13 protein-coding genes, 1 tRNA gene and 3 pseudogenes are annotated in these 13,064 nt (G+C 36.2%); 7 read left to right on the plus strand and 10 right to left on the minus strand.

The window, feature by feature from the left end; all coding sequences use genetic code 11:
- Positions 1–467 precede the first annotated feature (467 nt).
- On the plus strand, positions 468–938 hold the full coding sequence (locus I6L31_RS01880; RefSeq protein ID WP_004989241.1) for an Lrp/AsnC family transcriptional regulator: 471 nt from the start codon (positions 468–470) through the stop codon (positions 936–938).
- A 36-nt stretch (positions 939–974) separates the two neighbouring features.
- Here the strand turns inward: I6L31_RS01880 and I6L31_RS01885 are convergent, their stop codons facing one another.
- Together I6L31_RS01885 and I6L31_RS01890 are read right to left on the minus strand one after the other, a co-directional pair.
- Complete coding sequence (locus I6L31_RS01885; protein ID WP_005004093.1) at positions 975–1,724, minus strand: YebC/PmpR family DNA-binding transcriptional regulator; 750 nt, start codon at positions 1,722–1,724, stop codon at positions 975–977.
- A gap of 111 nt (positions 1,725–1,835) precedes the next feature.
- Positions 1,836–2,396 carry a 1-acyl-sn-glycerol-3-phosphate acyltransferase gene (locus tag I6L31_RS01890; protein WP_004989238.1) on the minus strand — a complete coding sequence of 187 codons (561 nt, stop codon included), beginning with the start codon at positions 2,394–2,396 and terminating at the stop codon, positions 1,836–1,838.
- Between the two features lie 374 nt (positions 2,397–2,770).
- On the opposite strand from I6L31_RS01890, the gene I6L31_RS01895 reads away from it, so the two are divergent.
- Complete coding sequence (locus I6L31_RS01895; RefSeq protein ID WP_005004094.1) at positions 2,771–2,932, plus strand: hypothetical protein; 162 nt, start codon at positions 2,771–2,773, stop codon at positions 2,930–2,932.
- A gap of 155 nt (positions 2,933–3,087) precedes the next feature.
- Here I6L31_RS01895 and I6L31_RS18275 read toward each other — a convergent pair.
- The 4 genes and pseudogenes from I6L31_RS18275 to I6L31_RS01910 form a co-directional block, all read right to left on the minus strand.
- Positions 3,088–3,231: pseudogene (locus I6L31_RS18275) on the minus strand (hypothetical protein); the annotation flags it as partial.
- Between the two features lie 37 nt (positions 3,232–3,268).
- Positions 3,269–4,477 carry an IS256-like element ISAba26 family transposase gene (locus I6L31_RS01900; RefSeq protein ID WP_000343018.1) on the minus strand — a complete coding sequence of 403 codons (1,209 nt, stop codon included), beginning with the start codon at positions 4,475–4,477 and terminating at the stop codon, positions 3,269–3,271.
- Between the two features lie 74 nt (positions 4,478–4,551).
- Positions 4,552–6,582, minus strand: a complete 2,031-nt coding sequence (locus I6L31_RS01905) for a TonB-dependent siderophore receptor (protein WP_005004096.1) — start codon at positions 6,580–6,582, stop codon at positions 4,552–4,554.
- 355 nt (positions 6,583–6,937) lie between these two features.
- On the minus strand, positions 6,938–7,468 hold the full coding sequence (locus I6L31_RS01910) for a ferritin-like domain-containing protein (protein WP_005004097.1): 531 nt from the start codon (positions 7,466–7,468) through the stop codon (positions 6,938–6,940).
- A 479-nt stretch (positions 7,469–7,947) separates the two neighbouring features.
- On the opposite strand from I6L31_RS01910, the gene I6L31_RS01915 reads away from it, so the two are divergent.
- Positions 7,948–8,024, plus strand: a tRNA-Ile gene (locus I6L31_RS01915).
- A gap of 291 nt (positions 8,025–8,315) precedes the next feature.
- Here the strand turns inward: I6L31_RS01915 and I6L31_RS01920 are convergent.
- Complete coding sequence (locus I6L31_RS01920) at positions 8,316–9,065, minus strand: alkyl sulfatase dimerization domain-containing protein (protein WP_407652507.1); 750 nt, start codon at positions 9,063–9,065, stop codon at positions 8,316–8,318.
- A gap of 10 nt (positions 9,066–9,075) precedes the next feature.
- Between I6L31_RS01920 and I6L31_RS01925 the strand changes: the two are divergent.
- A pseudogene (locus I6L31_RS01925) lies at positions 9,076–9,297 on the plus strand (type II toxin-antitoxin system death-on-curing family toxin); the annotation flags it as partial.
- A gap of 248 nt (positions 9,298–9,545) precedes the next feature.
- The gene (locus I6L31_RS01930) at positions 9,546–10,325 is read left to right on the plus strand and encodes a hypothetical protein (RefSeq protein WP_005004100.1); all 780 of its coding nucleotides are present in this window, start codon (positions 9,546–9,548) and stop codon (positions 10,323–10,325) included.
- A gap of 32 nt (positions 10,326–10,357) precedes the next feature.
- Here the strand turns inward: I6L31_RS01930 and I6L31_RS01935 are convergent.
- Positions 10,358–10,978 (minus strand): annotated as a pseudogene (locus I6L31_RS01935) (HAD family hydrolase).
- A gap of 102 nt (positions 10,979–11,080) precedes the next feature.
- Positions 11,081–11,347, minus strand: a complete 267-nt coding sequence (locus I6L31_RS01940; protein WP_005004106.1) for a hypothetical protein — start codon at positions 11,345–11,347, stop codon at positions 11,081–11,083.
- 162 nt (positions 11,348–11,509) lie between these two features.
- Between I6L31_RS01940 and I6L31_RS01945 the strand changes: the two genes are divergently transcribed.
- Positions 11,510–11,737, plus strand: coding sequence for a helix-turn-helix domain-containing protein (locus tag I6L31_RS01945; protein ID WP_005004108.1), 228 nt, complete (start codon positions 11,510–11,512; stop codon positions 11,735–11,737).
- An 18-nt stretch (positions 11,738–11,755) separates the two neighbouring features.
- Here I6L31_RS01945 and I6L31_RS01950 read toward each other — a convergent pair whose 3' ends face one another.
- Positions 11,756–12,754, minus strand: coding sequence for an Arc family DNA-binding protein (locus I6L31_RS01950; RefSeq protein ID WP_035272079.1), 999 nt, complete (start codon positions 12,752–12,754; stop codon positions 11,756–11,758).
- A 114-nt stretch (positions 12,755–12,868) separates the two neighbouring features.
- Between I6L31_RS01950 and I6L31_RS01955 the strand changes: the two genes are divergently transcribed.
- The gene (locus tag I6L31_RS01955) at positions 12,869–13,018 is read left to right on the plus strand and encodes an Arc family DNA-binding protein (RefSeq protein WP_035272082.1); all 150 of its coding nucleotides are present in this window, start codon (positions 12,869–12,871) and stop codon (positions 13,016–13,018) included.
- Positions 13,019–13,064 lie beyond the last annotated feature (46 nt).

The following is a 13,064-nucleotide window of genomic DNA, read 5'->3' on the forward strand; positions in this document are numbered from 1 at the left end:
TTGCAATTATCTAAATATTCCTTTAGAGGTCGATCGCTCTTTCTCTCTTGGTTTTTAAAGTAAATTTTATTAATTATAGGCGGTAAGCTGACAGTTATAGTCAATTAATTATCATAATTTGGAAATAAATTACATAAAATTTATTTTTAATGAAAAATAATTTAGATTTAGCTTGGTTTTTTCTTATTTTAGGGAAATAATCTCGTACAGATATTGGTACTTTATAGATCAGGGTGTGATGGGGATTGAGAAGAGTGGTCTGCGGATTGGGAGATACGCAGATCTAGCCCAAAAGGTCTCGACTCAGCTTTGACAGGATTGACCACAAGTTAATTGCAAGATGAATTCACTTATCGGTGAAAGAGTCGTCACAAGTAAACAGATGTTTTCCCTTGACCCTGTAAAAATTCAAGCATTATAAAAGTTCCAATACACTCAAATATCACGATTAAGCTTGTGGAGTAACGATGGAACTCGATCGTTTTGACAAACAAATTCTTGAAATATTAACCCATGAAGATGTCAATCTAAATGAACTTTCTGAGCGGATCAGTCTTTCAGTCAGTTCGGTGCATCGACGTATTAAGCATTTAATAGAAACCAATATCATGAGCAGTCTAAAGCGTGATATTAATTTTGCGAAGCTTGGGTTTACTTTGCATATCTTGCTACAAGTTTCTTTAAGTAAACATGATACCGAAACCTTTGATAAATTTTTAACTGAAATTGAAGATATTCCAGAAGTCACCAATGCATTTTTGGTAACAGGGCAGAGTGCTGATTTTATTTTAGAATTGGTTGCCCGAAATATGGATGATTATAGTGATATTTTGCTGCGTAGAATTGGAAAAATTGACAATGTCGTAGCACTTCATTCAAGTTTCGTAATTAAGGAATATAATGTATTTAACTGCTATAAGCTTTTAAATAAAGTATAAAAAAACGCGCATCAAGCGCGTTCTTTTTAAGTCATATTAAGCATCAAGTTGTGCTAATACATCGTCTGAAAATTCAACATTGGTATAGACGTTTTGCACATCATCCAGATCTTCAAGCATATCAATCATTTTCAAGATTTGTTTTGCTTGCTCGATATCTGTAATTTCTGCTTTGGTCGATGGACTCATTACCACTTCGGCATTGTCAGATTTTAAATCTGCTGCTGTCAATGCATCTTGTACATCACCAAAGCTTTCAGGCGAAGTAATGACTAAAATACCGTCTTCTTCAATTTCAATATCATCTGCACCAGCTTCGAGTGCCACTTCCATGATTTTGTCTTCTAAAGACACATCTTCAAAGCTGATTTCACCACGCTTGGTAAATAGATAAGACACAGAACCATTCGTGCCTAAGTTTCCATTGGTTTTGCTAAAGCAATGGCGAACATCAGGTACAGTACGATTCAGGTTATCCGTCATGGTTTCAACTAAAACCGCAACACCGCCGACGCCATATCCTTCATAGGTGACTTCGTTGAGATCATCATTATCTTCACCGCCAGCACCGCGCTGAATCGCACGATTAATGGCATCGCGGGTCATATTTACCGACAATGCTTTTTCAACTACAGCACGTAAACGCGGGTTACTTGCTGCCTCAGCGCCACCCAATTTTGCTGCGGTGACAATTTCACGAATGTATTTGGTAAAAACTTTAGCACGGCTGGCATCTTGTTTTGCTTTACGATGCTTGGTGTTTGCCCATTTGGAATGACCTGCCATGTTGCAATATGCTCCTTAAGGATGGGGGAGAGTACCCGATCAAATTGTGCAGATTCTACCATAAGCCTATTTTTAGGAGGAAGAGGTTGGCTTTTGAAAAATCAACAAACGTTATTGTTTAGATTCTGGAATACATACATCTAACCCAACTTTTTCTTTATAAAGTCGTTGGATGGTTTGCAAATCCTGATTGAGATCGGAAGGATAAATTTTGCCTAAAATGCCACCTTGTTTGGTTTTCGCATTGGCATACATCATCACGATTGGAACATTGGCTGCTTTTGCAATATGCCAAAAACCTGTACGAATAGGTTTACGTGCTTCGCCATTTTTTGCACGGGTTCCTTCTGGAGCAATCACCAGATTGAAGCTTTCATGCGTTTCAAATAACTCAACCATTTGTGAGACGATATCTTTACTGGCTTTACGATCAACGGGAATCCCTCCTATTTTTTCTAATAGGGGTTTCAACGGCCCTTTAAAAAGCTCTTTTTTAATCAGTGTATGAATTTTAATATCCAAAATCTCAAACAGCGCCAGTGAAAGTACGGCATCCATATTAGAGGTGTGCTCAAAGCCAATAAGCACTTGTTTGTTTTCCAAAATATTGGGTTCGATGTGATATGACCAGCCAGAAAGTTTGAAAATAGACTTAGCAAGTTGCTTTTTCATGATGAACATCCTCTAAAGATCGGCATAGTTTAGGCAGCTTTAATGAAAAAACAAGAAGTAAAAAGATATTTTTATACGCTTGTATAAAATTTTAGGGAGACTTAGGCGTAAGTTTGAGTAAGGATCCGTGACATTAGGTGAGTTATTTTCTTATTGAAATGTGGAAATAGAAGCTAAACTATTCTTGTTTAAAAAAAATACAAAAAAAATTATATTTTTGATCTTACATAAGATTAAATAATCTTACATACCGAATTATTGTAAACGTAACTTATGGTCTAGCATGAACGGACATCTTAGGTTTGAGCTTAATTTTAAATGGCTAAGTTCTAAATGACTAAGGTGATTTAAAAAGGAAAAAGAGGAACATTGTTATGTCTAATCAACGTCAACAAGGTCAGTCACAAGATCAACAGTCGAATCCGTCTAAGCAACCTCAGCATAACCAACAGTCTGACAAACAACGTCAGCAAGAACAGCAAAATCCAAATCAGCAAAAAGACCAGCAAAAGCGATCTAATCAACAGCAACGTTAGAATATCCTAATTCATATTCTATGGTTACAAGGAAAAATGGCGCATATATGCGCCTTTTTTAATCGTTAAAAAAAATAAATAAGGTGTATGTAGCGCCTTAAAATATAAAGTCGAAATAATAAAATCTGAATAATTAGAACGTTGAATTCAAGACTTTAATATTTAAATTTCACCGTAAAATTAATTTGTCGTGGGTTTCCAAGCGTAACCATATTGCTATTGAGCAATCCTGCATAATAATCTTTATCAAATAAATTTTTGATAGACAGTTGTGCTCCCCAATATACCGCTTCATAACCAGTGAGCCTGTAAATTATTTTGTGTAAGTTCCATTTTTTATAAATGATCTTTTAATCGATCATCGAACTGAATCGTAAACCAATTCATTGCTAAACGCCAATTTTGAATTGGCATCGTCCATTTCTTCGCAGCATTTGATGTTGCTAAGTAAATGACCTTCTTTACTGAGTCATCAGATGAAAAGATTTTCCTTTTCTTCGTTGAATGGCGTATTACGCTATTCAACGACTCAATCGCATTTGTTGTATAAATTGCATGACGTATTTCGGCTGGATAGCTAAAGATCGTTCGGATATTTTCCCAATTGGCCCGCCAGGATTCTCCAATTTTGGGATACTGGTGATTCCATTGATCACAGAAGATGTCTAGGGATTTTAAAGCATTTTCCTCTGTACTTGCCTGATAAATCGCTTTCAGACCCGACGTAACAGCTTTGTAGTCTTTCCAGCTTACAAATCTCAGGCTATTGCGTACAACATGCACGATACACAGTTGAATATCAGTATGAGGGTAAACAGAGGCTATCGCGTCAGGGAAGCCTTTTAATCCATCTACACAGGCAACAAGAATGTCCTGTACTCCTCGATTTTTTAGCTCTGTCATGACTGACAGCCAGAATTTGGCACCTTCTGTCTGAGCAATCCACATACCCAGTAATTCTTTTTGCCCATCCATATTGATGCCTAAAGCAAGGTATACGGACTTGTTAATCACATTGGAGTGCTGACGGACTTTGACAACAATACAGTCAAGATAGACAACAGGATAAAGGCTATCTAAGGCTCTATTTTGCCACTCAGTCACTTGCTCAATCACAGCATCGGTAACTTTGCTGATGAGAGATGCTGACACATCGGCATCGTACATTTCTTTGAAGAAGGCTACAATTTCCCTATTAGTCATTCCTTTTGCATACAGTGAGAGGATTTGGTCATCCATACTGGTGATGCGTGTTTGGTGCTTTTTGATAATTTGTGGCTCAAATGAACCTTCTCGATCACGGGGAATATCTAAAGCCAGTTGTCCATCTTGAGTTGTAATGGTTTTAGAACTAAACCCATTACGGCTATTTGAGCCTTTCTTGGGCTGATGCTTTTCATAACCGAGATGGTCTGAAAGTTCAGTATTGAGTGCAGTTTCAATCATGAATTTTTTAAAGACTGCTGTCATTTGGTTTAAGTCTTCTGGTGTTTTTAGACCTTTAGCCAATTCGGCAGCCATACTTTTGATTGTTGCTTCATCCATGTGAAGTACCTTTTGTAATTATCCTCTGAAGGATAAATGAAAATTAAGTACTTACACAAAATTTAGAACAGTCCCTAACCAGTTTCTGCATCGTAAAGTATATACGATGGAGTGTGTACATCCAGACCATTATATGACTTTGAGCTTTCACCACGAATGGCACCACCCACATACCAACCAAAATCATTTTCAGTCAGATAATAGCGAGAGGACAGACTATAGGTATTCTGCGGAACGTTATTCAAGCCTAAACCAATATTACTTAGAACGGTATCTTTTGTAATTTTGGCATCAAAAAGATGGCTATAACTTGCGGATAGTTTCAAACGATCTAATAAATAAGCATTAATTTCCGCTTCTATACCACGTGTTTGCTGTTCACCATTCAAAACATAAGCGCCTGAATTATTAGGATCTATCGTGGCGACATTTTGGCGACGTAAATCGTATAGGGCAATACTGCCCTGAATACGTTGATTCAGACTTTGTAACTTTAGACCGAACTCAAGCTGCTTTCCTGTTTCTGGGGCAAGAATATTACCTGATACATCCGTTCGAGTATTGGGTAAAAATGAAGTTGCATAGCTGGCATATGGAGCAATCATGTCGTTTATGTTATAGAGCAAACCAGCATTACCCGTAAATTTTTGATCAGAATTCGGGATTTGCTCTAATTTATTGGCAATACCATTTTTAGAGACATTTTGAGTAGAAGCTTGAGCCCAGTCTTGACGACCCGCCAAAGTTAAAATGATTTTATCAGTAAGGTTGATGCGATCCCGCATATACAAGCCTGTATAACGTAAACGATTAATATCTTGAGTACTGTTGTTCTTGACATAGCTTACGGTCTGGCTATAAATAGGTTGATATATATTAAGATTACCCGTGGTATACCGATCATTGACATAATCATCTTTGGTCTGCATGGCATCTATACCAATATTCAGATCATGAACCATGTTTAATAAATTAAAACTGCGTTGAATACTATTATCAATCGAATAGGTGGTAATATCGTGAGTTTGATAACGACCATTATTGCTACGATTTAGAGTTGTATAGGCAGGCGTGTTTGCCGCCCAAAATGAGGAGCCTGTTTGAGTAAAAACAACTCGGCCAGTCGATTGTAATTTTTGGATGGCGGCATTTTGAGTAAACTTCCAGCCATTATCAAAATTGTAGTTATACGTCCATCCGGTACGATAAACATCTCCCTCATAACCTCCAAATTCGGGTTCACCAATATATAAATCACGGTCGATTGGGCCATTTGGATTATATTTTAATGTTCCAATGACAGGGATGCCTTGTTGACGCATATATTTGCGATGCTGATAGCTTGCAATAACCGATAAATCAGCTTTATCTCCTAAATCAAAATGATATGAAGGGGAGATATAGAAATTTTTAAAATAGACGTAATCCGTTGGATCATCCTGATCGGCAATACGACCTGTCAGACGAAAAGCCCCTTTTTCTGTTTGATTTGGCGCATAGTTCATATCAAAAGTTGCTTGTTTTAGATCATAACTACCATAGGTCAATGCTGTATTTGCAAAGTTTTGCGCTTGCGGACGCTTAGTGACTAAATTCATCATACCGCCGGGTTGTACCAAACCAAAATTTACAGAGGCAGGACCTTTAATAATTTGAATCTGATCCATGCCCGAAAGTTCCACAGCGACACCTTCGGATGCAGATTGACTTTGTTTTAGACCATCAATAAAAATTTGATCAGATGAGTTTTGACCTCGAATAAAGAAATCATCCCAACCGCGGCGACCAAGATAACCTGCGCTCACACCTGCGACACCATTGATTGCATCAGAAAGAGTCGTCGCCTGTTTTTGATCTAATTGCTCACGTGTGATTACACTTACAGATTGTGCAGTCTCGAAAAGTGGAGCATCTGACTTTAAGGCCGAAGTCGCATGAGTCGCTACAGTTTGAGCATCTTTTGCATTTGCTTTTAAGGAAATAATCGGGAGTACATTTGAGTGAGCATCATCTACAGGTGTATTATTTGTCGTTGCCATTAATGATGTTGATAGCCCAGAAAATAAAATGAATGAGATCGCTGAACTGAGAGCATGTTTGCGCATTTAAATGGTTCAAAAAGAGTAGTTAAGAGTGATTCTTATTATCTGTATTTATCAAGCGTATTCAAGTATGTATCTTATTGATTATTCTTGTTTTGTTGAAAAATAAAATTTAGTTCTGATGTTATATTTTATTAAATCAACAAGATAAAATTTTTGCGGTAGTTATTTTTAATATATTGATAAACTAAATTAACAATGATCAGCATATAGATTTTATAAATATTCACCAATGTATAGCATTTCTATATGAAAAACCAAAGCACGAGGTATCAAATAAAATGCTGACGTGCTTTGGTTTAGCCAATGATGAAGTCTATATTTTGGTTAAACTGAGATCATTAAATAAGCTTATCTGTCAAAGATCACTTAAAATATCAGCCATATCATCGGCATGTTCTTCTTCTTGAGCTAAAATATCTTCCAAAATACGGCGTGTAGTTGGATCTTTATCGCCAATATATTGAATAATTTCACGATAAGAGTCGATCGCGATACGTTCAGCAACTAGATCTTCAGTTACCATTTCTTTGAGGGTTCTGCCTTCTACATACTCAGCATGGGAACGCTCTTCCAAACCTCGGGGGCTAAAGTTTGGCTCTCCACCTAATTGCACAATTCGTTCTGCAAGATTATCTGCATGTGTAGCTTCCTGAGTAGCGTGCTCTAAAAACTCGGCAGCAGCTACAGATGCTTTAACTCCTTGGGCCATAAAATAATGACGTTTGTAGCGTAGAACACAAATTAATTCAGTCGCCAGTGCTTCATTGAGTAGTTTAAGAATTTCTTCGCGATCTGCTGAATAACCCTCAGTTACCGCACCTTCTTCTACATGTTGACGTGCTCTTTGACGTAAAGTGGCAACATCTGTAAATTCTACATTAGACATGGGTATGTTCCTCAACTTATTGAATCAAATATATAAATTTTAATAGCTGTGTGGTACTCAAAATGTAATTGAATCTTTTTTATTAAAGCCAACAAATCAGAAATGACATGAAACATTTCTTACTCACTATTGTTGTTAAATGCGAAGTAAATAAAAAGAAGAGATAAGAGTGACTTTTGTAAAAATTAGAAACACAAGTATATGAAAATCATTATTATTTTGTTTATTGATTGATAATGAGCAAACTGAGAGGAGGCACAGTCAATTGTAAGAATTACATTATTGTTTTAATTGAAGGTTTAATGATCAAAAATCAGGATCTTAACTTTACTCGAATGATCTATATCGGATAGAATCACTCGGGTAAAATCAAAGCGATTTAATATTGGATAAATTAATAAGCGCTTGTGTTTCATGAACAAGTTAGCTAATATTTATTTCGCTTATAATCATTGATTATTCAATGTTTTACGTTATTTGGGCCTATAGCTCAGTTGGTTAGAGCAGCGGACTCATAATCCGTTGGTCGACAGTTCAAGTCTGTCTGGGCCCACCATATAAAACAACCACTTAGGTGTACTAATCCTAAGTGGTTTTTTAATGTCTAAAATCCATGTAAGTACGATGTGATTATTTTAAAAAACATTCATAACTGAAAATATCTGATCTTAATTATTTTTCGCCCAAGGCTTCCAAAAATTTATAAATAACTTTGCACGGTAGAGATTTATATTTATAAAATACAAACGCCTAATGAAATTCATCAGGCGTTTGCTTTAAATAAATGCTAATCTATTTTGGAATCAAATAGAAAAAAACATTCTTTTTAAAACAGATTAACTTCATTTTATGGAGTCACGATGTTAAACCAGAATGGATAGTCATCAATTAAACCCACAAGATCAACCAACGCTTGCTGATTACCATTAATTTTAATCTCTCCTGATTTGATTTTATCCTGCCACGTTGCCTGTTTTAGCTGGATTGCATTTAAGGTCGTTTTATTCAGCGTGACCGTAGCATCCACTTTTTTCTCAGGAACAGTAGAGTAATTCAACACAGAGTTGCTAAGCGTGACCGTATAGTTTTTCTTTAGATCAGGGAAGTCAAAATTTACTGCCAAACGCTTACCTTGGGCTTTTTCAGCATTTAAACGAACGCCCCAATAATCAAATAATAGGTCAGGCTGCATACCCTGAATGGTATCAGGACTTACGGTGCCGCTAATTTTTTTGTTAGGTAGACCATTTCGCAACTCGTAAGCGCCTTGTAAATAAACAGAGCGCCAAGGGCCAGATTCTGCTTGATAACCTAATTGCTCATAAGTATCAGCTAAAAGATTTTTTGCTTCTGTGTTGTTTGGATTCGCAAAAACCACATGTTTAAGTGCCATTGCTAACCAACGATATTCACCTTTAGCAAAGTCATTTTTTGCTCGGTTCATCACTTGTTGTTCACCACCCATATATTCTATATATTTTTTAGCTGCATCTTCAGGCGGTAATACATCTAGATCAGAAGGGTTGCCATCATACCAACCCATATAACGTTGATAGACAGCTCTTGAATTATGTTTCAATGTTCCATAATAAGAGATAGCGGCTTAGTATGGTATTGCGATAGCGAAAGAACATGCTTTTGTAGATGGAAATAAGCGTACTGGGCTTGCAACGATGTTGACCTTTTTGGAAATTCAAGGTGTATCCATACAAGATCATACAGGGCTTGATGACCTGATGGTTGATATTGTTGAATCACAGGATGATCAAGAATTATTGGCATTACGTGTTTCTGATTTCTTATATGAACTTTCTGAGCATTCTTCATGATTGAGTTGTCATGTTGTTATCTTAGACGTGGCAAATTTAACGAATAAAATAAACTTATAAGTGAGCCATATAAAATAAACGGGGAATATTTTTCTTTCGACAAGACTTCGGTGTGAGCTTAGTCGGATGCTTGTTGAAGCCATTGTGTGACAATATACTCCTATGGACTAACTTATACTCAACTTGCACAAATTATGTTGTGTCACGTATGTAACAAGTTGAAATTGTTAAAAATAGGATAACTAAAAATGCAATCAACTGAATTAAAACAATTACCAGACTGGTTATTAGAACAGTTACCTCAAATGACTGAACCAGCAATTTTATCACTGCGAGATACGAAACTTGTCGTCACTTACCCTGATCGTACGGAAACAATTCACGATAGCTTAAAAGACGTACAACACCAGATCCATCAGGTCAAACCGACAGATTTACAGATTCTACCAGAGGTTTATCAGTATTTTGGTGAGGATAAAGAAAATGGTGGCCTATTTTTTAAAACCTCTAAACATCTTTCTAGTCGTTTGTCTTCCTCTACCGATCAAAATAAATTTGAGCATTTACAATCTGCTTTACAGACTGCCTTTGAAAATGAGCAAGCATATCTCGCAAATCCAACGGACTTTTTAACTGCCTATCATTTTATTGATACACACCCAGCTTTTTGGACGGTTACTGGCGACTTACCATCATGGTACTGGAATACATGGGGACATTGCCAAAATGTTTATCACGGTGTATATGAAGATGATGGGAAATTAGTGATTTATTTAGAGACTGGCTCGCATCTCAATAAAGTAGAAGATGGCGGTAAATTATACCAAGAGCATTATCATGACTATCGTTTAGATGTTTGGGCAGATACGTTTGAACAGGCATTTATCAAGTTGGCGGCAATGGTGTATAAGTTTTTTGACCATCAAGGTGTTGAGCGTCCAGATGTGCCACATATAAAACCAACATGGGTTCTGGAGCTTGATAAGCGAATTGCAGAATTGAAACAATGGAAAGATGAGGAGTTGTGAGTATTCACTCTTAGAGGAACGTTCACGAGTTGTTAAAGTATGTCGTTTAAAACTTCTGCCAATGTTTGATCATTGTTACGATTGATCAATCTGGCAGACATGCCAAATGTTGTTGGCCCTGTAAAATCTGCAAGTGCTGTATCCCCAATAAATAAAATTTCTGAAGCTTGGCAATCTATTTGGTCAATGAGTGATTGATAGATTTTCGGCTCAGGTTTAATTGCAGAAACTTCATAACTCCAAGCATAAGCATCAAGGGGCGGTAATAATGAAGAAACAATTTTTCCATATGGCATAGCTAAATTTGAGCATAATGCCAATTTAATCCCCAATTTATGTAATTCTTCCAGAGTTGATAAGGTATCTTCATACAGTGTAATAGAGCGTAACTCTTCATCTAAATCATGCTCAAGTTTTTGCAGAAATTGCTCTGGAATATTTACTGCTAATCACTTAGCAAGCTCCGCCAAATTTAAATTGTGGGACATAATAAATTGGGCATCATCAGGCTTTGGTTGCCGCCCATTTTCTTTTAGCCATTTCATTAATTTTCTATATGGGGAGCGTCTTTCCCCTATTTTTACAAGTGTACCAAACACGTCAAAAACAATGACCGATGGTTCAATATGACCTGCTTTTATCGATGAATCCATATTTTTACAACCAATTAAATTAAGTTTCACTTTTAATCGAGATTACAATAAGAGGGGTAGTTAAAAATTAAGGGAGATATTTGATATCTCCCTTTGTTTGTTTTATTCACTCAAGTTTGCAAACATGATTTTAGGAAAATTTTTCATGAAGTGGCGACGGACTTGATTGAAATCATTAAGATTATGTTGAATCTTTGAAAAATGATTCACCCAAGCTAAAACGGCATCTTGATCATTTAAATTGGGGTTTACATTTAGAAACAAAGCTAAATCAAATGTACGGTCTATATTAAACTCTTTGATGAGTGCAACGGCAGTCGAACGGACTTCCTCTGAAACAGAGAATTTTGGGGAAAAGTAGTTATTCATCACTAAGACTCCTTGGAAACAATATATAATGATGTTTAAGAAGGTTAATTTGCTTCTTTAATATGTAAAGTAACCTGCTGTAGGTTAAAATTAGCATAAGCAAAACTTCTTATCAAGTTAAAATAACCTATTGTAGGTTAAAATATTGTTTTGTGGGTTGTTATGATTAGATGTAGATTATCCGCTTTGATGGGTGAACGCAAAATTTTGAAGCTAAGTGATGTAGCACATGCCACAGGTATTAACCGTAATACCTTGACGAGTTTGTATTATGATCGTGCGATTCGGATTGAACTTACGGTTGCTGATACCTTGTGTAAATATTTTAATTGCACCATGCAGGACTTGTTTGAATATAGCAATGAACCTGAAAAAAAGGATGACATTTAATAAATGCCATCCCTTTTTTTAAAGTGGAATCGGATGCTTTAGATACAGTTCAGGATCTGTCCAAATTGCCTGAATATATTCTTTTTCATCAAAATCACGAAGCATTCTTGCCCTTAACTCATCAAAACCATCCCAATAATCTAAAGTGCGATCAGGCAGCTTATCTGCTAAATCATCGACCCAAGGAATATGATGTAATTTTTCTGCAATGGTTAAGGGGTGAATTGTTCCAGTCAAAATAAGTTTAAACTGCTCTTCTGAAAGCAGATGACTATATACATTCACCTTAGATTTATAATATCGCAACAGTACTTTGGTCAATAAGCAAAAATATAACAATGAGTTATATCCACCAACGCCATTCTCATCACTGATATGGTATGGGGGATAAAAAGCTTCAACTGCATAATTTTCATAAATTTTAAGAATAATTAATTGCCCAGTTTCTGATAGTTCACGAATAAACTTTATTTCTTTCACTTTTGAATGATTTAAATATTCATTATTTGGATTTGAGCCTACGAGCAGTTTTATATCCTGATCTAAATACTCATTCAAACGTATATGTTGAATATCATATGGGGTTTGTTTGCCGAAGAATAACCAGTTGGGATTTGCTGAAGTATGTTGTGCTATTTTTTCCAATTGTCCGAATGTAGGTTCTAACTCTGCTCTAAACCATGCTTCAGCTTCATCAGCCGTATTTTCACCTATTTCAAAGGCCAATTCAGCAATTGTAAACTCTCTAAAATGATGAATTTTTTTTAATTCACTTAAGACAAAATTTAAACGCTCAGCGACCACTTTTTTTCGTTCTGTGGGTGAGCGCGATCGCAAAAAATTCTCAACAATTTTTGCAGCTTCAACTTGGATATTGTCATTCATGACGAATGAATCATAAAGCCGAGAAGTTGCTTCGGCATTGATAGAGCGTTGATTGGCTTTCGCAGCAGCATCAACTTTATTTTTTAACTCTTCGGGAACTCGAAGATTAAATTGAATGTCTTTTTTACCCATACATTCCACGAATAGTAGAAATTTTAATACTAGCATTATGCTATAAAAAAACAGTTGACATAAGTGATAGCATATTGCTATGTTAGTGAAATGCTAACAATTGATTAATTGCATATGAAACAAACAAATCTACGCCTACCTATAGACTTGGTTTCTTGGGTCAAGCAAATGGCAAAGAAAAGACATCAGTCCATGAATGCTTTTTTTATTACAGAATTGGAACGATTAAGAAAGGAGGAACAAAGTGAATTGACAAAAAAGTAATTATTTTCATTCGGCAAAAAGTATAAAAGCCCATGCGGGAACATGA

Origin of the sequence: Acinetobacter septicus, from assembly GCF_019355975.1 — a bacterium.
GTDB classification, from domain to species: Bacteria; Pseudomonadota; Gammaproteobacteria; order Pseudomonadales; family Moraxellaceae; genus Acinetobacter; species Acinetobacter ursingii.

What these genes read in the sequence shown, in the direction of transcription:
- I6L31_RS01880 (WP_004989241.1), top strand. Translation starts at nt 468, where the DNA reads ATGGAACTCGATCGTTTTGACAAACAAATTCTTGAAATATTAACCCAT.
- I6L31_RS01885 (WP_005004093.1), bottom strand. Translation starts at nt 1,724, where the DNA reads ATGGCAGGTCATTCCAAATGGGCAAACACCAAGCATCGTAAAGCAAAA.
- I6L31_RS01890 (WP_004989238.1), bottom strand. Translation starts at nt 2,396, where the DNA reads ATGAAAAAGCAACTTGCTAAGTCTATTTTCAAACTTTCTGGCTGGTCA.
- I6L31_RS01895 (WP_005004094.1), top strand. Translation starts at nt 2,771, where the DNA reads ATGTCTAATCAACGTCAACAAGGTCAGTCACAAGATCAACAGTCGAAT.
- I6L31_RS01900 (WP_000343018.1), bottom strand. Translation starts at nt 4,477, where the DNA reads ATGGATGAAGCAACAATCAAAAGTATGGCTGCCGAATTGGCTAAAGGT.
- I6L31_RS01905 (WP_005004096.1), bottom strand. Translation starts at nt 6,582, where the DNA reads ATGCGCAAACATGCTCTCAGTTCAGCGATCTCATTCATTTTATTTTCT.
- I6L31_RS01910 (WP_005004097.1), bottom strand. Translation starts at nt 7,468, where the DNA reads ATGTCTAATGTAGAATTTACAGATGTTGCCACTTTACGTCAAAGAGCA.
- I6L31_RS01930 (WP_005004100.1), top strand. Translation starts at nt 9,546, where the DNA reads ATGCAATCAACTGAATTAAAACAATTACCAGACTGGTTATTAGAACAG.
- I6L31_RS01940 (WP_005004106.1), bottom strand. Translation starts at nt 11,347, where the DNA reads ATGAATAACTACTTTTCCCCAAAATTCTCTGTTTCAGAGGAAGTCCGT.
- I6L31_RS01945 (WP_005004108.1), top strand. Translation starts at nt 11,510, where the DNA reads ATGATTAGATGTAGATTATCCGCTTTGATGGGTGAACGCAAAATTTTG.
- I6L31_RS01950 (WP_035272079.1), bottom strand. Translation starts at nt 12,754, where the DNA reads ATGGGTAAAAAAGACATTCAATTTAATCTTCGAGTTCCCGAAGAGTTA.
- I6L31_RS01955 (WP_035272082.1), top strand. Translation starts at nt 12,869, where the DNA reads ATGAAACAAACAAATCTACGCCTACCTATAGACTTGGTTTCTTGGGTC.